The organism is Streptococcus oralis (assembly GCF_016028255.1).
Classification (GTDB): Bacteria; Bacillota; Bacilli; order Lactobacillales; family Streptococcaceae; genus Streptococcus; species Streptococcus oralis_AC.
This window is the reverse complement of the sequence record NZ_CP065707.1, coordinates 142,908-165,785: the sequence shown is the minus strand read 5'-3', so window position 1 is coordinate 165,785 and position 22,878 is coordinate 142,908. Positions and strand designations below refer to the sequence as shown.

The following is a 22,878-nucleotide window of genomic DNA, read 5'->3' as shown; positions in this document are numbered from 1 at the left end:
AGGAGATGAGGAATAGTAAAATGAAACTAAGAATTTTTGCAGAAGATAAACCAGCTGAAAAGGTTTTTGACTATCAGTTAGAGCTGGCAGATGAAACAATTATTCTATCGACAGCACTCTTGTCTGGTGCCATTGCTTTAGCAGGATTGTTTTCTGCTTTGAAAGAAAAATAGAAAAGGAAGAATAGAATGGTTTTACCAAATTTTAAAGAAAATCTAGAAAAATATGCGAAATTGTTGGTTGCGAACGGAATTAACGTACAACCTGGTCACACCTTGGCTCTCTCTATCGATGTGGAGCAACGCGAGTTGGCTCACTTGATCGTCAAAGAAGCTTATGCTTTGGGTGCGCATGAGGTCATCGTTCAGTGGACAGATGATGTCATCAACCGTGAGAAATTCCTCCACGCGCCGATGGAGCGTCTAGACAATGTGCCAGAATACAAGATTGCTGAGATGAACTACCTCTTGGAAAACAAGGCTAGCCGTCTTGGTGTCCGTTCTTCTGATCCAGGTGCCTTGAACGGAGTAGACGCTGACAAGCTTTCGGCTTCTGCCAAAGCTATGGGACTTGCCATGAAGCCAATGCGTATCGCAACGCAATCCAACAAAGTTAGCTGGACTGTAGCAGCCGCTGCTGGACTTGAATGGGCTAAGAAAGTCTTTCCAAATGCCACAAGCGACGAAGAAGCAGTTGACCTCCTCTGGGACCAAATCTTCAAAACTTGCCGTGTCTACGAAGAAGATCCCGTTAAGGCTTGGGAAGAGCATGCAGCTATCCTCAAGAGCAAGGCAGAAATGCTAAATAAAGAACAATTCTCAGCCCTTCACTACACAGCGCCAGGGACAGATTTGACTCTTGGCTTGCCAAAGAACCACGTTTGGGAATCAGCTGGTGCTGTCAATGCACAGGACGAAGGATTCTTGCCAAATATGCCGACAGAAGAAGTCTTTACGGCCCCTGACTTCCGTCGTGCAGATGGTTATGTAACTTCTACAAAACCACTTAGCTATAACGGCAATATCATCGAAGGGATTAAAGTAACCTTCAAGGATGGTCAAATCGTGGATATTTCAGCTGAGAAGGGTGATCAGGTCATGAAAGACCTTGTCTTTGAAAATGCGGGCGCGCGTGCCTTGGGTGAATGTGCCTTGGTACCAGATCCAAGTCCAATTTCTCAATCAGGCATTACCTTCTTCAACACCCTTTTCGATGAGAATGCTTCAAACCACTTGGCTATCGGTGCAGCCTATGCGACTAGCGTCGTTGGTGGCGCAGAGATGAGCGAAGAAGAACTTGAAGCTGCGGGACTTAACCGTTCAGATGTTCACGTGGACTTTATGATTGGTTCTAATCAGATGGATATCGATGGTATCCGTGAGGATGGAACACGCGTACCCCTTTTCCGCAATGGAGATTGGGCAATTTAAGGAGTTACAATGCTAGGAAGTATGTTTGTTGGTCTCCTAGTGGGACTCTTGGCAGGTGCTTTGACCAATCGCGGAGAAAGTATGGGATGCTTTGGGAAGATGTTTCTCGGCTGGATTGGTGCCTTTCTGGGGCATCTGCTCTTTGGAACTTGGGGACCAATTTTAGCGGGAACAGCTGTTATTCCTGCCGTTTTGGGAGCCATGCTTGTCTTAGCTATCTTCTGGAGACGAGGAAGTTAAGTTCCTAAATCTGAAAAGAAAAGGAGGTTGGTCATTGTACCAGCCTCCTTTTGAGTATGATATAATAGTTCTATGAGATTAGATAAATTTTTAGTTGCCTGTGCTGTGGGGAGTCGGACAGAAGTCAAAAACTTGCTCAAGGCTGGACGCGTGACAGTAAATGGTAAAAAAGAAAAGTCAGCTAAATTGCAGATTAATGAAGAAAGAGATGAGATTCGCTTTGATGGCCAAGTGCTGGAGTATGAAGAGTTTGTCTACTACATGATGAACAAGCCCCAAGGAGTCATTTCAGCGACTGAGGATTCTAAACACAGAACAGTGTTGGACTTGTTGGATGATATTGCTCGGACCAAGGAAGTTTTTCCAGTAGGGCGCTTGGATATTGACACGCATGGCCTCCTGCTTTTGACCAATGACGGCCAGCTTGCCCATGCTCTTCTTTCGCCTAAACGTCATGTGGATAAGACTTATCTAGCTCAAGTCAAAGGTATTATGACCCAAGAAGATGTGGAGACATTTGCCAAGGGCATTCCGCTCAAGGACTTTACCTGCCAGCCGGCTAAGCTGGAGCTTGTGTCTATTGATAGAGAAAAGAATCAAAGTCTGGTTCGTGTGACCATTGCTGAAGGGAAGTTTCATCAAGTCAAACGCATGGTAGCTTACTGTGGCAAGGAAGTAATAGACCTGCAACGTTTGACGATGGGGACTCTAGTTTTGGATGAGAATTTGAAACGGGGAGAATGGCGTCGTTTGAGCAAGGAGGAAGTAGAAAACCTACTTGCAAGCGTAGGCTAGTTCAATATATGTTAGTAAAAAGGCGAGGAGAATGTCCCTGCCTTTTTCGTTTTTCAGTTGCTTCATTTGTGAAAAGAGTTATAATAGACAGTAGAATAAAAGGAGGAATCTATGAACGCGATTCAAGAATCATTTACTGATAAATTATTTGCCAACTATGAAGCAAATGTCAAATACCAAGCGATCGAAAACGCAGCTAGCCACAACGGAATTTTTGCAGCTCTAGAACGCCGTCAAAGCCATGTAGACAATACACCTGTTTTCTCGCTTGATTTGACCAAGGACAAGGTTACCAACCAGAAAGCCTCTGGTCGTTGCTGGATGTTTGCAGCCCTTAATACCTTCCGTCACAAACTCATCTCTCAATACAAGCTCGAAAACTTTGAACTGTCACAAGCCCACACCTTCTTCTGGGACAAGTATGAGAAATCAAACTGGTTCTTGGAGCAAGTCATTGCGACTGCAGACCAAGAATTGACGAGCCGCAAGGTTAGCTTCCTACTCCAAACACCTCAACAAGACGGTGGACAGTGGGATATGGTCGTTGCCCTCTTTGAGAAATACGGTGTCGTGCCTAAGTCTGTTTATCCCGAGTCTATCTCATCTAGCAACAGCCGTGAGCTAAATGCTATTCTCAACAAATTGCTTCGCCAAGATGCTCAAATCTTGCGTGATTTGTTGGCTTCTGGTGCAGACCAAGCGACTGTTCAAGCTAAGAAAGAAGACCTCTTGCAAGAAATCTTTAACTTCCTTGCCATGTCCTTGGGTCTTCCACCACGTCAGTTTGACTTTGCTTATCGTGACAAGGATGATAACTACCAAAGTGAAAAGGGCATCACACCACAAGAGTTTTACAAGAAATATGTCAATCTTCCTCTAGAAGATTATGTTTCGGTTATCAATGCTCCAACTACCGACAAACCTTACGGTAAATCTTATACAGTTGAGATGTTGGGAAATGTCGTCGGTAGCCGTGCAGTTCGTTATATCAACGTTCCAATGGAGCGCTTGAAAGAATTGGCGATTGCCCAAATGCAGACAGGAGAAACTGTTTGGTTTGGTTCAGATGTCGGCCAACTCAGCAACCGTAAAGCTGGAATCCTTGCGACAGATGTTTATGACTTTGAATCAAGCATGGACATTCAACTCACTCAAGACAAGGCTGGACGCTTGGACTACAGCGAAAGCTTGATGACCCACGCCATGGTCTTGACAGGTGTGGACTTGGATGAAAACGGCAAGTCAACCAAGTGGAAGGTTGAGAACTCTTGGGGAGACAAGGTCGGTACAGATGGTTACTTTGTTGCCTCAGACGCTTGGATGGACGAATACACTTACCAAATCGTTGTTCGTAAGGAATTGTTGACAGCAGAAGAACGAGCTGCCTATGAAGCAGAACCAATCGTGTTAGCACCATGGGATCCAATGGGTGCCTTGGCAGAATAAATCATAAAGAAAAGAGGTTAGGGAAATCCTAGCCTCTTTTTAAGTTCTTCTTAAAGTGGCGATAGATGATGCTTACCAAGGGAGTTCTTCTTATTTTAAGTCTTTAAGTGACAGAGGAAAGGATATGTGTTATTATAGTAGTACAAAAGGATATCGGAGTAGAAATGAAGTATTTAAGCAGTCAAGACATCAAGGATCGTCAACGAAATATTAGTGACATTAAACCTTATAAAACAACAAAGGAAATCGTCGTTTCAAATATCTTTACCTTCTTTAATGCCATGAACTTGGCTCTGGCAGTTCTGGTAGCCACAACCTTGCGATTTGAAAATATGCTCTTTTTAGGTGTGATTGCTATCAATACAGCCATCGGTATTTTCCAAGAAGTGCGTTCAAAAAATGCTCTGGAAAAGCTAAGTTTGCTTGGTAAAAGTAAGTATAGGGTCAACCGAGATGGTCAAACGATTGAGATTGATCCGGAGGACATAGTTCTAGGGGAGTATCTGCATCTCAATCTGGGTGATCAGGTGCCTGTCGATGCAGAAGTGCTTGAAGGGAATATTGAAGTGGATGAGTCTTTGCTGACTGGTGAGAGTGATTCGATCTTTAAAACGGTTGGTGATAAGCTGATGAGCGGAAGCAATGTCGTCAGCGGTACTTGTCTGGTTACGGCAACGGCTGTGGGTCCCGATAGCTACATCAATAAACTCGCAAAATCCAGCAAGGAATTTAAAAAATATCCTTCTCAACTACGCGATTACATGGATAAGATTCTAAAAATCGTCTCTATCTTGCTGGTGCCAGTTGCCATTCTGCTCTATGTCAGAGGTTTTAGTCTAGGGCGGTCTTATGTTGAGATTGTCTTAGGAAGTTCTGGAGCCTTGGTCGGCATGATTCCAGAGGGATTGATTCTCCTGGTCAGTGTGTCTCTGGCGGTAGCGGCCATGAAGCTGGCTAAAAAGAAGGTTCTGGTGCAGGAACTATACTGTGTGGAGACCTTGGCGCGTGTAGATGTTCTTTGTTTTGATAAGACAGGAACCATCACGACTGGTAATATGAAGGTCCGAGAAATGGATGCTAATTTAGCAGAGAAACTGTCTTCGTATCTGGCTTATTTTGAGGATGAAAATGCGACGTCGCGGGCTCTGAAGACTTACTTAACCTGTGAGAAAAAGTGGGACGTTCAAGAAGTTGGTGCCTTTTCAAGTAAAAACAAGTATTCCTTTGTTCAAGTAAAAGACGGTGGAACCTATTTCTTCGGGGCTTATGAGTTTCTCGGCTTTACCCAAGCGATGGATCCTTACTATGAACATCTAAAACAGCAAGGTTTTCGAATCTTATCGCTTGCTCATAGCAAGGACCAGATTACAAGCCCAGACGATATGGAACTATTAGGGCATGTCGTTCTGTCAGATGAGATCAAGGATAATACCAAGGAAACCTTTGACTATTTCGAGTCACAAGGTGTTGAAGTGAAGATTATCAGTGGGGATAATCATGTGGCTGTATATGGGGTTGCTCGTAAGGCAGGATTTAAAGAATCAGCGCGAGCAATTGATATGACCAAGGTGAGTGATGAGGACTTTGAAAGAGTGGTCTTGGAACATGACATCTTTGGTCGGGTGACACCTGAACAGAAAGAAAAGATGGTGACCGTTTTGCAAAATGCTGGTAAAACAGTTGCTATGAGTGGCGACGGGGTCAATGATGTTCTGGCTCTCAAGAAAGCAGATATTAGTTTTGCCATGAATGGTGCTACTAGCGCAGCTAAAAGCGTCTCCAATATCGTCTTTCTCACTGATGATTTTGCAGTATTTTATGATATCTTGATGGAAGGCCGCCGTGTCATCAATAACATCCAAAAAGTCGCCTCCCTCTTTCTAACAAAGACTTTCTTTTCCATTGTATTTGCGATTCTAAGTGTGATATTTGGTTTGGAATTTGCCTTTATCCCCATTCAGTTTACAATCATTTCAGCCATTACGATTGGGATTCCATCCTTCTTCCTGACTTTTGAGTCCAATAAAGAAAAGGTTAGCACACATTTTATGAGAGATATTCTAACCAACGCGGCGATTGGTGGTGGCATTCTAGTCGCTAGTGTTCTCTTGACGAACTTCTTTATCACTGTCCCAGGTCAGGTCAAATTTATTTGCTTCCTCCTTGCTTTGATCAATGGTCTGTGCCTGGTTGCCAAGGTCAGCCTTCCCTTTAATCGATACAAGCTACTCTTGCTCACGTTTTTGAGCCTTGCAGCCCTTGTTGGCGTACTTGCCAATACTTTTATCCTGCAAGGAGCTTTTGTGCCTTTAGAAGCCAATCAGATGCTCTATGTTGCCATTCTAGCAGTGGCGATTGGAGGTTTTCATTATCTGACTAGGAGAAAAAGTTGACACACAAAAAGAATCAGGGTTTAATCCTGATTCTTTTTATCTATATTCTCGATGGCTTGGATTACATGATACCGAAGAAACGAGCTGCGATACCTACTGCAAAGAGAGCAAGGATGATTGTGATTGGTGATACTTTTTTCTTAAGCAACCACATGCAGAGGAAAGTAAGGAGAAGTCCCATCAATCCTGGAATCAATGAGTTCAACTGGCCTTGGAGAGTTTGTGGTTGAATCTTATCTAGGCTCAATCCACCAAGTGCTTGACCAAGGATTCCTTTCAATTCAGCACCTGATACAGGTCCTTCTGGGAAGTTGATGTAAGCTCCTTCAGCCAATTGTTTACCTGGAAGGTTAACAGTAAAGTTGATAGATACCCAACGTTGTACAAGAACGGCAAGGATGAACATACCGAGGATAGAAGCTCCTTTGGTGATGTCCTTCAAGATACCACCAGACATGTCTTTAGTGATTTCAGATCCAGCTTTGTAACCGAACTCTTGTGTGTACCATAGGAAGGCCATACGGATAGCATTCCATCCGAAGAAGAAGAGAAGGGGACCAACAAGGTTACCAGATGCAGCAAGTGAAGCACCAAGGGCTCCAAGGATAGGACGAACTGTAAACCAGAAGACTGGGTCACCGATACCAGCAAGAGGTCCCATCATACCGATTTTAACCCCTTGGATAGCCGCGTCGTCGATTTCAACACCGTTAGCGCGTTCTTCTTCAAGAGCAAGAGTAACCCCCATGATTGGAGCAGCTACGTATGGATGAGTGTTAAAGAACTCAAGGTGACGCTCAAGAGCAGCCGCTTGGTCTTCTTTTTTAGTGTACAATTTTTTGATAGCTGGGATCAATGAGTAAGCCCAACCCAAGTTTTGCATACGTTCATAGTTCCAAGAACCTTGAAGGAATTGTGAACGCCACCAAACTTTTTGACGATCTGATTTTGATAATTGAATTTTTTCAGCCATGATTGTTCCCCTTTCTAGTAGTCTTCTAGGATATCACCGATTGGGTCGTTAGAAGTTGCAGCTCCGCCGCCACCGTTTCCACCTTGTTTTGAAAGGTTAAGGTAGATGAAGGCAAGGGCAACACCGATGACACCAAGGGCAATCAAAGTCAATTGAGAAATAGCTGCAAGAGCGAAACCGATAGCGAAGAATGGCCATACTTCACGAGTTGCCATCATGTTGATAACCATAGCGTAACCAACGGCAACGACCATAGCACCACCGACAGCCATACCACCATTCAACCATTCTGGCATTAGGCCAAGAGCGTCTTTAACAGCAGAAGCTGGGATAGCGATAAGGAAGGCTGCAGGGATCGCGATACGAAGACCCTGAAGAATAAGGGCAAAGTAGTGAGCGCGTTCAACAGCCGCAATGTTTCCATCTTTAGCAGCAGCGTCAGCAGAGTGAACCAAGGCAACTGAGATTGTACGAACAATCATTGTCAAGAATAGTCCAGCTACGGCAAGAGGGATAGCTGTTGCCGTTGCAACGGCGATACCTTCAGTAGTAAAGTTACCACCTTTGATCAAGATAATCGCTGCAGCAACAGATGCAAGAGCAGCGTCAGGAGCTACGGCAGCTCCGATGTTAGCCCAACCAAGGGCGATCATTTGAAGAGATCCACCAAGCATAACACCTGCTTCGAGGTTACCTGTTGCAAGTCCGATAAGGGTACATGCGACGATTGGTTGATGGAATTGGAATTGGTCGAGGATACCTTCAAGACCTGCAAGGAAGGCAACAACTACAACCAAGATAGCAGAAATGATTGAAATATCTGACATGGTTTTATTCCTTTTCTATTTAATTTTAATAAAGTGTAAAATCTTTCTTCCAAGAGTTCGAAAGAAGAAGATTCTAATTATTGAACGTTTGCTTTGTTAATCAAGTCAAACAAATCTTTTTTCGTGTCGTTTGGTACTTTACGTACGTCAAATTCAACACCGAGGTCACGCATTTTTTCAAAGGTTGCAACGTCTTCTTTGTCCATAGACAAAACGTTGTTAATCATTGTTTTACCTGTTGAGTGAGCCATAGAACCAACGTTAAGGGTCTTGATTGGCACGCCACCTTCGATAGCACGAAGTGCATCTTGCGGAGTTTCAAACAAGATAAGGGCATGAGTGTCACCGAAACGTGGGTCTTTTGCAACGTCAATCAATTTTTGGATTGGAACAACGTTGGCTTTTACTCCGTTAGGAGCTGCTTGTTTGATCAATTCTTTACGAAGATCGTCGTTTGCGACGTTGTCTGAAGCAACGATGATACGATTTGCTTTTGAATCTGGAGTCCAAGCAGTCGCAACCTGACCGTGAAGGAGACGAGTGTCAAGACGGGCAAGATTGATTTTCAGTTTACCGTCACCGATAACAGTTCCTTCTGGAATAGCAGCTTGGGCAGCAGGAGCAGCTGCAGCAGTGGCAACTTCCTCAACTGGGTTAAGCTCTTCTGGAAGAGCCTTGATGCCATCTTTGGCTTCTTTAATGATATTCGCAGCGACTTTTTCCACACCTGCATTAGCGTCCATAAGGCGCTCAGTGTAGGCTTGGATCAACATCGGCAAGTTAAGTCCAGTGATGATGGCAAACTTACGTTCTGGATTTTCTCCCATCACGCGGCTAGCTTGGTTGAATGGAGATCCACTCCAAAGGTCAGCCAATACTAGAACCTCATCTTCTGCGTCAAATGCAGCCACAGCGTTGTTGAATTTAGCGTAAAGATCATCTGGACCTTCATTTGGCATAAAGGTTACAACTTGAACCTTTTCTTGTTCACCAAAGATCATAGATCCAGACTGATGAATACCCGCAGCAAATTCGCCGTGGCTCGCAATAATGATTCCGATACTCATTATTGTCATTCCTCCTTTAAAATGTTTGACTATTTGTTTAAGAAAACTTTAAGCCTAACTTTAAGTATAAACCGTTTTCAAACAAAAATCAACCATTTCTTATAAATATGTATTGGTTTTCAATGAAAACTCGCTTACAAAATGTTAATATATAAACCTTTTGTAGAAATGTTTAAAAAGATAAGGGAGTAATTTAATATAAAAAAATGAAAACAGGCCGATTAATTGAAAAATTGTGAAAATCAAAAAAGCTAGCACAAGCTAACTTTTTGAGTGTCATAGGAACAAATCTTGTAGGGTATGGGCAACACCATCTTCATCGTTTGTCAGAGAGAGTTGTTCATCTGCATATGGTAGCAAATCGGGATTGGCATTTTTCATGGCATATCCCTTGCCTGCAAATGCCAACATTTCGGTATCATTATGCTCATCACCAAAGGCAATCAAATCTTGTCTGTCACGGTTCATAACATTGAGTAAGTATTCTAAGGCAAAGGCTTTGTTGACCCCTTTTGGTGTACATTCGAGAATGTTGAGGGGTCCTCCCCAGGTATTAATTGCTAGTTGGTGTTGGTAAAAACGATTCATCTCATCTGCTAGCGCGTATTTATCATCGACTCTTGTTTGCAAGAGGATACAGTTAGGGTCCTTGGTCACCAATTCAGATTTGAATTGATTTTCTGGTTGGAAATTTTCTACACCAAATAGTTTGGGATTGGCAATTTCTTCATTAGGAGCCGTGATATAAAATTTCTTGCGGTATTCTCCTGCAATAAAGTCGGCTTGGATATCCTCTTTGCGTTTGACCATGTCTAAGAGGTATTTTTTGTCCAAGGTCAAGCACTTTTCGTGTTCCCAAGTCTGCCCAGGTAGATGGGTAAGGGAACCGTTGAAGTTGATCATAGGTGTGTGCAACTCTAGTTCCTGATAAAATTCTTTTGCCATACGGTAAGGGCGCCCAGTAGTGATGATGACATGGTGGCCTTTTTCAGCAATTCGTTTAATTGTGTTTCGAGTAAAATCTGAAATCTTACTCTCTGAGTTGAGCAGGGTTCCGTCCAAATCGACTGCGATAATTTTTTTAGTCATATAAACCTTCCTAGTACATTCCAGATAAGATGTCTACTATTATATCAAAAAGAAAGAAGAAAAACAGACTCAAAACAAAAAATAAACATTTCATTTTGTTAAATAAATCAAACAAACATATTGAAAAGGTGAATGATAAATGATATAATACTCTCATTGTTCGTAAAAAACAAAAGGAGATTAAACATGGACAAACTATTTAAACTAAAAGAGCACGGGACAGATGTCCGTACAGAGGTGCTTGCTGGTTTAACAACATTCTTTGCAATGAGTTATATTCTCTTTGTAAACCCTCAAATGCTTTCACAAACAGGGATGCCTGTTCAAGGTGTGTTCTTGGCAACAATTATCGGTTCTGTAGTTGGTACTTTGATGATGGCCTTCTATGCTAATTTGCCATACGCACAAGCACCAGGTATGGGACTCAATGCCTTCTTCACATTTACGGTTGTGTTTGGGATGGGCTATACTTGGAAAGAAGCTCTTGGTATGGTCTTCATTTGTGGAATTATTTCACTGATTATCACTTTGACAAATGTTCGTAAAATGATCATCGAATCCATTCCTACAACACTTCGTTCAGCTATTTCGGCTGGTATTGGTGTTTTCCTTGCCTATGTTGGGATTAAGAATGCTGGTCTCTTGAAATTCTCAATTGACCCAGGTACTTATACTGTAGCAGGTGAAGGAGCAGACAAGGCTCAAGCTGCACTTACTGCAAACTCAGCAGCCGTTCCAGGATTGGTAGACTTCAATACTCCAGCAGTATTGGTGGCTCTTGCTGGTCTGGCTATTACCATCTTCTTTGTTGTTAAAGGCATCAAAGGTGGAATCATTCTTTCTATTTTAACAACGACTGTGCTTGCCATTGCTGTTGGTGTTGTGAAATTATCAGGGATTGACTTCGCTAGCAACAATCTTTCATCAGCAGTTAATGACCTTGGGACTTTGTTTGGTGCCGCTCTGGGCTCAGAAGGTTTAGGATCTTTGATTTCAAACACTTCACGTTTACCAGAAACCTTGATGGCTATTCTTGCCTTCTCACTAACGGATATTTTTGATACAATTGGTACTCTTATCGGTACTGGTGAAAAAGTTGGTATCGTTGCGACAAGTGGTGAAAACCATGAGTCAGTTAAATTGGACAAGGCTCTTTACTCTGACTTGGTGGCGACTTCAGTAGGTGCCATTGCAGGTACTTCAAACGTTACGACTTATGTTGAGTCTGCGGCGGGTATCGGCGCTGGTGGACGTACTGGTTTGACAGCCCTAGTAGTTGCGATCTGTTTTGCTCTCTCTAGCTTCTTTAGCCCACTTCTAGCGATTGTTCCGACAGCTGCAACAGCACCAATTTTGATCATCGTCGGAATCATGATGCTTTCTAACTTGAAAAACATTCCTTGGGATGATATGGCTGAGGCTGTTCCTGCCTTCTTTACATCGATCTTCATGGGATTCAGCTACTCAATCACTCAAGGGATTGCAGTTGGTTTCTTGACTTACACCTTGACAAAACTTGTCAAAGGTCAAGCCAAGGATGTGCACGTGATGATTTGGATTTTGGATGCCTTGTTTATCCTGAACTATATCAGCATGGCGCTATAAATGGTATAATATAGAAAGGGGGTCCTCCCCTTTTTATTATAAGGAGGTATATCATGAAGAAAAAAAGTATCTGGCAAGAAATTCTGGATAGAGGAATATGGGTGTTGATTTTTTTAATAGGATTGGTGTTATCCCAACTTCCTTTAATTTTATCTGCCCTTTTATTCGCTAGACAATTCCCACTCCTCCAGTCAGGACTCTTAGTGGCTTTGCTGTCGGTTGTTATTCTAACTGTTTTTATCTTTAGTGCGCGAAAAACAGAGATTGCGACCTTCAATCTTTCTTTTTTCAAGGCAAAAGATCTAGCCCGCTTGGTTTTGAGTTATTTGGTTATTTTCACAAGTAACTTATTCGGCTCTGCCTTGCTTCGTCTGATGAATGAATCTACGACCAGCAATCAATCAACTATTAATAATCTGGTTCAGAATAGCTCGCTGATTTCCAGTTTTTTCTTACTGGTTCTGATTGCTCCCATTTGTGAGGAAATATTGTGTCGTGGAATTATCCCTAAAAAGATCTTCCGTGGGAAGGAGAAGTTGGGTTATCTTGTAGGTGCAGTCGTCTTTGCCTTGCTCCACACACCGACCAATCTGCCTTCTCTCCTTATCTATGGAGGAATGTCGACAGTTTTAACTTGGACAGCCTACAGAACAGAACGTTTAGAGATGTCAATCTTGCTTCATATGATTGTCAATGGTATCGCCTTTTGTTTGCTGGCTTTACTGGTTTTGATTAGTCGAAATGTAGGCTTGCCTTTCTAAACCATTTCCTTACTTGGAAAAGATAAATGCTAGCGTATCCATCTTTTTCTTTTTATGGTAAAATAGAGAAATAATGTGGTGAAAAACCTTGAGGAGTGACCTTATGTCCAATAAAGCTAGTCAGGCAAAAACAGCTATTTGCGGAATTATCAATGTAACCCCAGATTCCTTTTCGGATGGTGGACAGTTTTTTGCTGTTGACCAGGCTCTTCAGCAAGCCCGTAAATTGATAGCTGAAGGAGCTAGCATGCTAGATATTGGTGGAGAATCAACTCGGCCGGGCAGTAGCTATGTTGAGATAGAAGAGGAAATCCAGCGTGTTGTTCCAGTGATTAAAGCTATCCGTGAGGAAAGTGATGTCCTCATTTCCATCGATACTTGGAAAAGTCAGGTAGCAGAGGCTGCTTTGAAAGCTGGTGCTAATCTGGTCAATGATATCACTGGTCTCATGGGAGATGAGAGAATGGCGGATGTGGTTGCTAAAGCTGGAGCGAAAGTGGTTATCATGTTTAATCCAGTCATGGCTAGACCTCAGCACCCTAGTTCGCTCATATTTCCTCGTTTTGGATTTGGGGATCCTTTTACAAATGAAGACTTGGCGTACTTTGAACAACTATCAGTAGAAGATTTGATGACCGCGTTCTTTGACCGCGCTCTAGCAAGAGCGGAGGAAGCTGGGATTGTACAAGAAAATATTCTGCTGGATCCAGGAATTGGCTTTGGTCTGACCAAGAAGGAAAATCTGCTCCTTCTACGGGATCTGGATAAACTACACCAGCAAGGCTATCCAATCTTTCTCGGTGTTTCGCGCAAGCGGTTTGTTATCAATATCCTTGAGGAAAATGGTTTTGAAGTCAATCCTGAGACGGAAGTCGGTTTCCGCAATCGGGACACCGCTTCGGCTCATGTGACCAGTATCGCTGCGAGACAGGGTGTCGAAGTGGTGCGCGTGCACGATGTAGCCAGTCACCGGATGGCAGTTGAAATTGCGTCAGCCATTCGTTTGGCAGATGATGCGGAAAATCTAGATTTAAAACAATATAAATAAGATGAAAGAAATTCAAAACAATCAGTGGATTGCTCACTACCGGACGGACCAACCGCATTTTGGTTTGGAACGAATGGTGGAACTATTAGCTTTGCGAGGCAATCCCCATCTCAAACTCAAGGTTATCCATATCGGCGGAACAAATGGTAAAGGTTCGACCATCGCTTTTTTGAAAAATATGTTGGAAAAGATGGGGTTGAAAGTTGGAGTTTTTAGCTCGCCCTATCTCATTCATTACACAGACCAGATTAGCATCAACGGGAAATCCATCCCAGAAGCTAGACTAGAAGCTCTAATGGCGGACTATGAGTTTTTGCTTGAGGGGGAGAAGGTCGCTGATTTACAAGGAACGACCGAGTTTGAGATTATCACAGCCATAGCTTATGATTATTTTGCCACTGAAAAAGTTGATGTGGCTATCATGGAAGTCGGCATGGGTGGACTCTTGGATAGTACTAATGTCTGTCAGCCGATTCTAACAGGAATTACGACCATTGGACTGGATCATGTGGCCCTACTTGGTGACACCTTGGAAGCCATAGCAGAGCAGAAAGCTGGTATTGTCAAACAAGGGATTCCTTTGGTGACAGGTTGCATTGCTCCAGAAGCCTTGGCTGTTATAGACCCTATTGCAGAAGCTAAAAATGCGCCGAGACTTGCCTATGGGAGTGATTATCAGGTTCATCATCAAGAAAGTGTGGTGACAGGCGAGGTCTTTGACTATACAAGCCCTGTCAGACAAGGTCGCTTTCAAACAGGTCTGCTTGGTTTGCACCAGATAGAGAATGCTGGGATGGCCATAGCTTTACTTGATACTTTTTGTCAAGAGGATGTGCGAGAATTAGCTAGCAATGACTTGGTTGCTCAAGCCATGGAGGAAACCAGATGGCCAGGGCGTTTGGAGGTCCTGTCTAGTGAACCTCTGATGATTTTAGATGGGGCTCACAATCCGCATGCTATCAAGGCTTTGTTGAATACTTTGCAAGAACGCTTTGCTGACTATCATAAAGAAATTCTCTTTACTTGTATCAAAACCAAGGCCTTGGAGGATATGTTGGATTTGCTAGAGTCGGTGCCAAATAGTCAACTGACTCTGACTTGTTTTGACGATAGTCGGGCGACTGATGAAAGCGTGCTGAAAGAGACAGCTAAGTCTAGAAAACTCAATTACCAAAGTTGGCAGGAGTTTTTAGATCAGAAATTGACAGATAAAAAAGAAGAGAAACAAACAGTTAGGATTGTCACAGGTTCCTTGTATTTCTTGAGCCAAGTGAGAGCCTACCTGATGGAGAGGAAGAACGAGAATGGATATACAAAAGATCGAAACGGCTGTAAAAATGATTATTGAGGCTGTCGGTGAGGATGCTAATCGCGAGGGATTGCAGGAAACACCTGCTCGTGTAGCCCGTATGTACCAAGAGATTTTTTCAGGTCTTGGTCAGACAGCGGAGGAACATCTATCAAAATCCTTTGAGATTATTGATGACAATATGGTGGTAGAAAAGGATATTTTTTTCCACACTATGTGTGAACACCACTTTCTGCCCTTTTATGGGAGAGCGCACATTGCCTATATTCCAGATGGTCGTGTGGCAGGCTTGTCTAAACTAGCCCGTACGGTTGAAGTTTATTCTAAAAAACCACAGATTCAAGAACGGTTGAATATCGAAGTGGCCGATGCCTTGATGAACTATCTGGGGGCTAAAGGAGCCTTTGTTGTCATTGAGGCCGAGCATATGTGTATGAGCATGCGTGGTGTCAGAAAGCCAGGCACGGCAACCTTGACAACTGTAGCGCGAGGTGTGTTTGAGGCCGATAAGGATCTCCGAGACCAGGCTTATCGTTTAATGGGACTATAAAAAGAATCCGCTTCATGCGGATTTTTCTAGAAAGGACTAGTTATGGATCAACTGCAGATTAAAGATTTGGAAATTTTTGCCTATCATGGTCTTTTTCCAAGTGAGAAAGAATTGGGGCAGAAGTTTGTTATTTCCGCAAGCTTATCTTATGATATGACCAAGGCGGCTACAGAATTGGATTTGACAGCTTCTGTCCATTACGGAGAATTGTGTCAGCAGTGGACGACTTGGTTTCAGGAAAGCACTGAGGACTTGATTGAAACGGTAGCCTACAAACTAGTTGAACGTACCTTTGAGACCTATCCTCTTGTCCAAGAGATTGAGTTGGAACTAAAAAAACCATGGGCTCCCGTGCATTTACCATTGGATACCTGCTCGGTGACCATTCACCGTCGTAAGCAGCGAGCCTTTATCGCCCTAGGAAGCAATATGGGGGATAAGCAAGCAAACTTGGAACAAGCTATCGACAAACTGCGAGTTCGTGGTATCCATATTCTCAAAGAGTCCAGTGTCTTGACGACGGAGCCTTGGGGCGGTGTAGAACAAGCTAGTTTTGCTAATCAGGTGATTGAAGTAGAAACATGGCTTCCAGCACCAGTCTTGTTAGAAACTTTGTTAGCCATTGAGTCAGAAATGGGACGGGTTCGAGAGGTGCATTGGGGGCCTCGTTTGATTGATTTGGACCTACTCTTTGTAGAAGACCAAGTCATTTATACAGACGACCTCATCTTACCACATCCCTATATAGCAGAACGCCTCTTTGTCCTTGAGTCTCTGCAAGAAATAGCTCCCCATTTTATTCATCCAGTACTCAAACAGCCGATACGCTACTTGTATCAAGAATTGAACAAATAGAAAAAACTCTAGTTCCTCAGCAGTTTGCGCTGAGAAGCTAGAGTTTTTAAAATAGGTCATTTTCTTCAGGAAGGAGGATGGTTTCTTTCCCGTCCATGTCTAAAACAAGGACCCGAGGAGGGTAAAGAGGGTCGAAGGGATGATTAAAATCAAAGTCGATACTAGTCGGCAGGTGCTGACTAGAGAAATGGAAGGTAATGGTCCCCTCGTTGTTTAGTAGTTGAAATTCAAGTTCCTCTTCTAATTCAAAGACGTTTTTCAAAAAATGATCGATAATAAACCATAAAGAGTCGATAACATCGTCAGGCAAGCTGGTCACAACGCCAAAACTGGCCGAACGTCTCTGAGTATTTGTAAAAGCCATAAACATTCCCTCCCTCCTTTTATTTTTCCTTATCATACAGCAAAACATCCCAAAAATCAAGAAATCGTACTCACTTTTTCAAAATGGGAATAGGTTGTGAAATTTTTTCAAAGTTTCTCTAAAAAATACTTGAAAGTGTTTACAATAAGTGATAAAATGGAGTAAGCAGATGTATGAAAGCGAAATTTTCAATATAGAAAGGAAACAGAATGAACACAGATGATACAGTAACGATTTATGATGTTGCCCGTGAAGCTGGGGTTTCAATGGCAACTGTTAGCCGTGTAGTGAATGGCAATAAGAACGTCAAAGAGAACACTCGTAAAAAAGTTCTAGAGGTGATTGATCGTCTTGACTACCGTCCAAATGCGGTAGCGCGTGGTTTGGCCAGCAAGAAAACCACTACAGTTGGTGTTGTGATTCCAAATATCACTAATGGCTATTTTTCAACCCTAGCCAAGGGGATTGATGATATTGCAGAGATGTATAAGTACAATATCGTCCTAGCCAATAGTGATGAAGACGATGAAAAAGAAGTTTCAGTAGTTAATACTCTCTTTTCAAAACAGGTTGACGGGATCATTTTTATGGGCTATCACTTGACTGAAAAGATTCGTTCAGAATTCTCTCGTTCACGGACACCAGTTGTCCTTGCAGGAACGGTGGATATCGAACACCAGTTGCCAAGTGTTAATATTGACTACAAACAAGCAACGATTGATGCAGTAACTCATTTGCTTCAGGAAAATGAAAAGATTGCCTTTGTCAGTGGGCCACTTGTTGATGATATCAATGGTAAAATTCGATTGATTGGTTACAAGGAAGCTTTGAAAAAGGCAGGAATCCCTTATAGCGAGGGCTTGGTATTTGAGTCTAAATACAGCTATAATGATGGCTATGCCTTGGCAGAGCGCTTGGTTTCTTCACAGGCTACAGCCGCGGTTGTGACAGGTGATGAATTGGCTGCGGGTGTGTTAAATGGCTTGGCAGATCACGGTATTTCTGTACCAGAAGAGTTTGAAATCATCACGACAGATGATTCTCAGATTGCACGATTCACTCGTCCAAATCTGACAACGATTGCCCAACCTCTTTATGATCTAGGTGCTATCAGCATGCGTATGTTGACCAAAATCATGCACAAGGAAGAGTTGGAAGAACGTGAAGTTCTCTTGCCTCACGGTTTAACAGAACGTCGTTCAACACGCAAACGTAAATAGTAAAAACAGGAAATCGTGAAGATTTCCTGTTTTTGCATTCTAGAGAAGAGGCTTATCCTTCCATATAGTCTTTCAGTGCCTGCCCTTTTAGTCCAGCATTGAGAGCAATGAGAAGTTTCAGTCGAGCTTTTTGAGCATTGAGTTCTTTAACAAAGAAAACACCAGCTTGTTGCAACTGCACCCCTCCACCTTGGTAGGCGTAGACAGGTTCAGCAATACCGTTAAAACAACGTGAGACCAAGGCGACTGGGATGCCTTTTCGGAGGAGATTTTCTAATTTTTGAGCTGTTTCTTTGGGAATATTACCTGCTCCAAAGGCCTGAATGACTAAGCCATCCAGTTGTTCCAAGTCTAACATATCGATCAGCTCGTCTGTCATACCTGCATAGGCTGAGATGATGGGAACCAGACCTTGAATATGCTCGAGATTAAATCGGACACGAGGTTCAGCCGTTTTGAAGTAGAGGATTTCTTGCTTCATGATGAGGCCAAGTGGTCCATGTGTTGGGGTTTGAAAGGTACCGACGTTGGTCGTATGGGTTTTGGTAACATACTTGGCCGCGTGGATTTCATCATTCATGACGACCAGGACACCCTTGTCGGCTGCTTTGTCATCGCTGGCAACTCGTAAAGCACTCAGATAGTTGTATACACCGTCGCTACCGAGTTCGTTGGAACTACGCATAGCTCCAGTTAGAACGATGGGCATGTGTGGGATTTCCATGGTATCAAGGAAGTAGGCAGTTTCCTCTAGCGTATCTGTCCCATGTGTGATGACAACCCCATCGTAGTGGTCTGCTTCCTCTTTGATTTTATGATAGAGTGCAAGCATATGCTTGGGTTTGATATGGGGACTCGGTAGGTTAAAAAAGTCTAGGGCATGAACCTCAATCCCTTCAAGCGGATTGGAAACATGGTTCATGGGATTTTCCTGGCTAGTTACAACGGCTCCAGTGGCGTCAGCTTGCATGGAAATAGTCCCACCTGTATGTAAAACAAGGATTTTCTTAGGCATGATTTACTCACTCTCTCTGAAATGTGGTATAATCATTGTAACACAAAAGGGGAGAATGGGATAGGATGGAAGTCAAAGCTGTTTTTTTTGATATCGATGGAACGCTAGTCAACGATCGTAAGAGTGTTTTGAAATCCACTAAGGACGCGATTAGGATTGTGAAAGAACAAGGGGTGCTTGTTGGAGTGGCGACAGGACGGGGGCCTTTCTTTGTCAAGGAATTGATGGAGGATTTAGATCTGGATTTTGCAATAACTTATAACGGACAATATATCTTTAATAAAGAAAAAGTCTTATTTGCTAGCCCGATTGCCAAGTCAAGTCTGCGTCAACTGATTGCTTATGCTAAAAAGGAGCGTAAAGAAATCGCTCTTGGAACCGAGCATGCCGTTGTTGGTTCGAAAATTATGTCATTTGGTCTTGGCTCCTTTTCACAACTGGTTAGTCGCTTTATCCCGACTGTGTTGACAAGAACTGTTAGCCACTCTTTTAATCGAATGGTTAGCAAGGCAGTTCCTCAAAAGGAAAACGACTTGCTTAACTTGATTAATCAACCAATTTACCAAGTTTTGATGCTGATGACGCCTGAGGAATCTGAGAAAACTGCAAGTGATTTTGAAGATTTAAAATTGACTCGAAGCAATCCTTTTGCAGCAGATATCATCAACCAAGGAAATTCCAAACTAGAAGGCATTCGCCGAGTCGGGAAAGAATATGGCTTTGATCTCAACCAAGTCATGGCCTTCGGAGATTCAGATAACGACCTGGAAATGTTGGCGGGTGTTGGTATGTCGGTCGCTATGGGAAATGGCAGTAGCAGCGTCAAAGAAGTTGCTAAGCACATCACAGCAAGTAACCAACAAGATGGCATCCACAAGGCGCTTGAACATTTTGGGGTCTTGGCTTCAGAAAAAGTTTTTGTCAGTCGGGACTACCACTTTAATAAGGTCAAAACCTTCCACCACATGATGGATGAACGAACTCAAGAAGAGCCACAGGCATGGGATATTGAAGGTGCAACCCACCGCGCAGACTTTAAAATTGAAGAATTAGTAGAGTTTGTCCGCGCGGCAAGTTCTTCGGAGGAAGAATTCCAGCAGTCACTTGCAAGCATGCATGCGGCACTTGATAAGGCGGCCGAAAAGGTGAGGCAAAAAACGCCTGCCCAAAAAGATCTAACCGGGCAGGTTGATGCCTTAATCGATACACTGTATTTTACTTACGGCAGTTTTGCCCTTATGGGAGTGGATCCAGAACGCATCTTTGATATTGTGCATGAGGCAAACATGGGGAAGGTTTTTCCTGATGGAAAAGCCCATTTTGATCCAGTTACACATAAAATCTTAAAACCGGATGACTGGGAAGAAAAATATGCTCCAGAACCTGCTATCAGAAAGGAACTGCAGCGTCAGCTCAAGGCTTATGAGCGACATAAAGAGAGAAATAAGTAAGAAAAAAGGGAGCCTAGCAGGCTCCTTTTGTGTTCCTATAATGTTTTTTCTTGTTCTCTCACGACCAGCAAATCAACTTTTGCGTGGCGGAGGATGTATTCAGATGAAGAGCCAACCAAGAGGCGTTCAAAGGCATTAAGACCTGTTGCACCGACGAGAATCAAGTCAACATTTTCTGCGTCTGGAATAGTACGAGCAAGGAGAGTTTTTGGATTTCCCATTTCGATGACGGTATGAATATCGGTTACACCCGCATCTTTTGCACGTTTTTCGTACTCTTTCATCAAACTTTCAGCGTCGACTTGGAGTTCTTCGTAAACTTCAGCATCAAAGGTGGACACGCTTTGAAGAGCGCGTGTGTCAATAACATGGGCAATGGTGAGCTTGGAATCATTGCGTAGAGCAGTGTAAACACCTTTAACAAAAGCCAAGTCTGCCTCTTTAGAACCATCAATTGCAACCATAACATTTTGGTAACGTTGTGCCATAATGAAACCTCCTGAAATTTTCTTACTTTTATTGTAATCCTTTTCACTAAAGAAGTAAAGTAAAAATCATATTTAAATAAATATTATCGGAGATTCAATTTGGTGGAGATATGTTAAAATAAAAGAAAACGGGATAGTAGAAAACACAGCGAGGGGATGAGAAAGTATGAAAGAGTCTGTTCAAGCTTCTAAAAAAATAAGCCTTCTTTATCATGGAATTATCCTTGCGTCACTTGTAGGAGAAGTAGTGATGCTTTGGCAGCTGGAAAGAGTCGTGCCTGTTCTCTATCCAGGTTTTGTTGGTTTTCTTCTCTTTCACTTAGTCTACCACATCATTTTATTTGTGATTGCAAAGAGAAGTGGTCGCTTGGACTATTTGGTCACGTGGGGGCTCTTTCTCATGTTTAATCTTTTGTATGATTCCTTTTTAGCATTAGTCTTTCTAGGTTTGTCTTTTGGTATGTGAGAAAATGCTTCTGTATTCTAGTTGTTTAGACGGTGAGAACCTAGTCGTTGTGAGTTTTTTCTTTGTTTGCTCATTTCAGGAAACTTGTCGCAATCCCTTTCTAGTGGTATAATGTTACTATCTCGATGAATTGAGGAAACAAGATGAAAGAATATAACAAGTCTAGTAAGTTAGAGCATGTTGCCTATGATATCCGTGGCCCTGTTTTGGAAGAAGCTATGCGGATGCGAGCAAACGGAGAAAAGATTTTACGCCTGAATACAGGAAATCCAGCAGAATTTGGCTTTACAGCGCCAGATGAGGTCATTCATGACTTGATTATGAATGCGCGTGATAGCGAAGGATATTCTGACTCCAAAGGGATTTTCTCAGCACGTAAGGCCATCATGCAGTATTGCCAACTGAAGAACTTCCCCAATGTGGACATTGATGATATCTACCTTGGAAATGGTGTCAGTGAGCTGATTGTTATGTCCATGCAGGGGCTTTTGGATAATGGCGATGAGGTCTTGGTGCCTATGCCAGACTATCCTCTCTGGACGGCTGCTGTCAGTCTAGCTGGGGGAAATGCGGTTCACTATATCTGTGATGAAGCTGCAGAATGGTACCCAGATATTGATGATATCAAGTCAAAAATTACTTCCAATACAAAGGCAATCGTCCTTATCAATCCGAACAACCCAACTGGAGCCCTTTATCCTAAGGAACTCTTGTTGGAGATTATTGAGATTGCCCGTCAAAACGATTTGATCATCTTTGCGGATGAGATTTATGACCGCATGGTGATGGATGGGCATGTGCATACGCCTGTGGCGAGCTTGGCACCAGATGTTTTCTGTGTCAGCATGAATGGTCTGTCAAAATCGCATCGTATCGCTGGTTTTCGTGTAGGTTGGATGGTCTTGTCTGGTCCTAAGCACCATGTTAAGGGCTATATCGAAGGTCTCAATATGCTGTCCAATATGCGCCTTTGCTCTAACGTTTTGGCCCAGCAAGTCGTACAAACATCACTAGGTGGGCACCAGTCAGTGGACGAATTGCTTCTTCCAGGTGGACGTATCTACGAGCAAAGAAACTTCATTTACAATGCCATTCAAGATATTCCCGGTTTGTCTGCGGTCAAACCAAAGGCAGGTCTTTATATTTTCCCTAAAATCGATCGCAATATGTACCGTATCGATGATGATGAACAGTTCGTTCTTGATTTCTTGAAGCAGGAAAAGATTCTCTTGGTTCATGGTCGCGGTTTTAACTGGAGGGAGCCAGACCATTTCCGTATCGTTTACCTCCCACGTGTGGACGAATTGGCGCAAATCCAAGAAAAGATGACTCGTTTCTTAAAACAGTATCGTAGATAAGGGCTTTCATAGGAAAAGCTCGAAAACATTTGCTTGGAACTATTGACAAAAGTGGCAGAATCAGATAGAATAGTAAAGTATGTTTAGTAACTGATCACTTTATAGCCGGCTAAACGAATACAAAATCT

23 protein-coding genes are annotated in these 22,878 nt (G+C 42.9%); 16 read left to right on the top strand and 7 right to left on the bottom strand.

The window, feature by feature from the left end; all coding sequences use genetic code 11:
• The first annotated feature begins 20 nt into the window (after positions 1 to 20).
• The 6 genes from I6G42_RS00780 (at position 21) to I6G42_RS00755 (ending at position 6,304) form a co-directional block, all read left to right on the top strand.
• A complete protein-coding gene (locus I6G42_RS00780) occupies positions 21 to 173 on the top strand; it encodes a hypothetical protein (protein ID WP_000776617.1) in 153 nt (50 codons plus the stop codon).
• A 15-nt stretch (positions 174 to 188) separates the two neighbouring features.
• On the top strand, positions 189 to 1,430 hold the full coding sequence (locus I6G42_RS00775; RefSeq protein ID WP_038804612.1) for an aminopeptidase: 1,242 nt from the start codon (positions 189 to 191) through the stop codon (positions 1,428 to 1,430).
• Positions 1,431 to 1,439: 9 nt separating this feature from the next.
• Positions 1,440 to 1,670 carry a GlsB/YeaQ/YmgE family stress response membrane protein gene (locus I6G42_RS00770; protein ID WP_000901576.1) on the top strand — a complete coding sequence of 77 codons (231 nt, stop codon included), beginning with the start codon at positions 1,440 to 1,442 and terminating at the stop codon, positions 1,668 to 1,670.
• A gap of 72 nt (positions 1,671 to 1,742) precedes the next feature.
• Positions 1,743 to 2,465: a pseudouridine synthase gene (locus tag I6G42_RS00765; protein ID WP_038804611.1), complete on the top strand. Its 723-nt coding sequence runs from the start codon at positions 1,743 to 1,745 to the stop codon at positions 2,463 to 2,465.
• 111 nt (positions 2,466 to 2,576) lie between these two features.
• Positions 2,577 to 3,911, top strand: a complete 1,335-nt coding sequence (pepC, locus tag I6G42_RS00760; protein ID WP_038804609.1) for an aminopeptidase C — start codon at positions 2,577 to 2,579, stop codon at positions 3,909 to 3,911.
• Between the two features lie 164 nt (positions 3,912 to 4,075).
• Positions 4,076 to 6,304: an HAD-IC family P-type ATPase gene (locus tag I6G42_RS00755; RefSeq protein WP_038804608.1), complete on the top strand. Its 2,229-nt coding sequence runs from the start codon at positions 4,076 to 4,078 to the stop codon at positions 6,302 to 6,304.
• A gap of 61 nt (positions 6,305 to 6,365) precedes the next feature.
• Here the strand turns inward: I6G42_RS00755 and I6G42_RS00750 are convergent, their stop codons facing one another.
• From I6G42_RS00750 to I6G42_RS00735, 4 genes are all read right to left on the bottom strand, one after another.
• Positions 6,366 to 7,277, bottom strand: a complete 912-nt coding sequence (locus I6G42_RS00750; RefSeq protein WP_038804607.1) for a PTS system mannose/fructose/sorbose family transporter subunit IID — start codon at positions 7,275 to 7,277, stop codon at positions 6,366 to 6,368.
• A 14-nt stretch (positions 7,278 to 7,291) separates the two neighbouring features.
• A complete protein-coding gene (locus tag I6G42_RS00745) occupies positions 7,292 to 8,104 on the bottom strand; it encodes a PTS mannose/fructose/sorbose transporter subunit IIC (protein ID WP_001280319.1) in 813 nt (270 codons plus the stop codon).
• Positions 8,105 to 8,181: 77 nt separating this feature from the next.
• Positions 8,182 to 9,171, bottom strand: coding sequence for a PTS sugar transporter subunit IIB (locus I6G42_RS00740; protein ID WP_038804606.1), 990 nt, complete (start codon positions 9,169 to 9,171; stop codon positions 8,182 to 8,184).
• Between the two features lie 276 nt (positions 9,172 to 9,447).
• On the bottom strand, positions 9,448 to 10,260 hold the full coding sequence (locus I6G42_RS00735) for a Cof-type HAD-IIB family hydrolase (protein ID WP_000162368.1): 813 nt from the start codon (positions 10,258 to 10,260) through the stop codon (positions 9,448 to 9,450).
• 186 nt (positions 10,261 to 10,446) lie between these two features.
• On the opposite strand from I6G42_RS00735, the gene I6G42_RS00730 reads away from it, so the two are divergent.
• The 6 genes from I6G42_RS00730 (at position 10,447) to folK (ending at position 16,388) form a co-directional block, all read left to right on the top strand.
• Positions 10,447 to 11,865: an NCS2 family permease gene (locus tag I6G42_RS00730; RefSeq protein WP_038804605.1), complete on the top strand. Its 1,419-nt coding sequence runs from the start codon at positions 10,447 to 10,449 to the stop codon at positions 11,863 to 11,865.
• A gap of 53 nt (positions 11,866 to 11,918) precedes the next feature.
• Positions 11,919 to 12,626, top strand: a complete 708-nt coding sequence (locus I6G42_RS00725; protein ID WP_038804604.1) for a CPBP family intramembrane glutamic endopeptidase — start codon at positions 11,919 to 11,921, stop codon at positions 12,624 to 12,626.
• Positions 12,627 to 12,729: 103 nt separating this feature from the next.
• Positions 12,730 to 13,674, top strand: a complete 945-nt coding sequence (folP, locus tag I6G42_RS00720) for a dihydropteroate synthase (RefSeq protein WP_038804603.1) — start codon at positions 12,730 to 12,732, stop codon at positions 13,672 to 13,674.
• Position 13,675: 1 nt separating this feature from the next.
• Complete coding sequence (locus tag I6G42_RS00715; protein ID WP_038804602.1) at positions 13,676 to 15,022, top strand: bifunctional folylpolyglutamate synthase/dihydrofolate synthase; 1,347 nt, start codon at positions 13,676 to 13,678, stop codon at positions 15,020 to 15,022.
• Positions 14,979 to 15,533: a GTP cyclohydrolase I FolE gene (gene folE, locus I6G42_RS00710; RefSeq protein ID WP_038804601.1), complete on the top strand. Its 555-nt coding sequence runs from the start codon at positions 14,979 to 14,981 to the stop codon at positions 15,531 to 15,533. Before I6G42_RS00715 ends, folE begins: the two co-directional genes overlap by 44 nt.
• Before the next feature lie 42 nt (positions 15,534 to 15,575).
• Complete coding sequence (gene folK, locus I6G42_RS00705) at positions 15,576 to 16,388, top strand: 2-amino-4-hydroxy-6-hydroxymethyldihydropteridine diphosphokinase (protein ID WP_038804600.1); 813 nt, start codon at positions 15,576 to 15,578, stop codon at positions 16,386 to 16,388.
• 46 nt (positions 16,389 to 16,434) lie between these two features.
• On the opposite strand, the gene I6G42_RS00700 is transcribed toward folK, so the two are convergent.
• Positions 16,435 to 16,752 carry a DUF960 domain-containing protein gene (locus tag I6G42_RS00700; RefSeq protein WP_000886039.1) on the bottom strand — a complete coding sequence of 106 codons (318 nt, stop codon included), beginning with the start codon at positions 16,750 to 16,752 and terminating at the stop codon, positions 16,435 to 16,437.
• Between the two features lie 209 nt (positions 16,753 to 16,961).
• Here I6G42_RS00700 and ccpA point away from each other — a divergent pair, with 209 nt between their 5' ends.
• Complete coding sequence (ccpA, locus tag I6G42_RS00695; RefSeq protein WP_038804599.1) at positions 16,962 to 17,972, top strand: catabolite control protein A; 1,011 nt, start codon at positions 16,962 to 16,964, stop codon at positions 17,970 to 17,972.
• Between the two features lie 52 nt (positions 17,973 to 18,024).
• Here the strand turns inward: ccpA and I6G42_RS00690 are convergent, their stop codons facing one another.
• Positions 18,025 to 18,987 carry an asparaginase gene (locus I6G42_RS00690; RefSeq protein WP_038804598.1) on the bottom strand — a complete coding sequence of 321 codons (963 nt, stop codon included), beginning with the start codon at positions 18,985 to 18,987 and terminating at the stop codon, positions 18,025 to 18,027.
• A 65-nt stretch (positions 18,988 to 19,052) separates the two neighbouring features.
• Between I6G42_RS00690 and I6G42_RS00685 the strand changes: the two genes are divergently transcribed.
• Positions 19,053 to 20,438, top strand: coding sequence for a Cof-type HAD-IIB family hydrolase (locus I6G42_RS00685; RefSeq protein ID WP_038804597.1), 1,386 nt, complete (start codon positions 19,053 to 19,055; stop codon positions 20,436 to 20,438).
• A 35-nt stretch (positions 20,439 to 20,473) separates the two neighbouring features.
• On the opposite strand, the gene I6G42_RS00680 is transcribed toward I6G42_RS00685, so the two are convergent.
• Positions 20,474 to 20,926 carry a universal stress protein gene (locus I6G42_RS00680; RefSeq protein WP_000079159.1) on the bottom strand — a complete coding sequence of 151 codons (453 nt, stop codon included), beginning with the start codon at positions 20,924 to 20,926 and terminating at the stop codon, positions 20,474 to 20,476.
• A gap of 166 nt (positions 20,927 to 21,092) precedes the next feature.
• Here I6G42_RS00680 and I6G42_RS00675 point away from each other — a divergent pair, with 166 nt between their 5' ends.
• Both I6G42_RS00675 and I6G42_RS00670 read left to right on the top strand, forming a co-directional pair.
• Positions 21,093 to 21,392, top strand: a complete 300-nt coding sequence (locus tag I6G42_RS00675) for a hypothetical protein (protein ID WP_038804595.1) — start codon at positions 21,093 to 21,095, stop codon at positions 21,390 to 21,392.
• A gap of 143 nt (positions 21,393 to 21,535) precedes the next feature.
• The gene (locus I6G42_RS00670) at positions 21,536 to 22,750 is read left to right on the top strand and encodes a pyridoxal phosphate-dependent aminotransferase (protein ID WP_038804594.1); all 1,215 of its coding nucleotides are present in this window, start codon (positions 21,536 to 21,538) and stop codon (positions 22,748 to 22,750) included.
• Positions 22,751 to 22,878 lie beyond the last annotated feature (128 nt).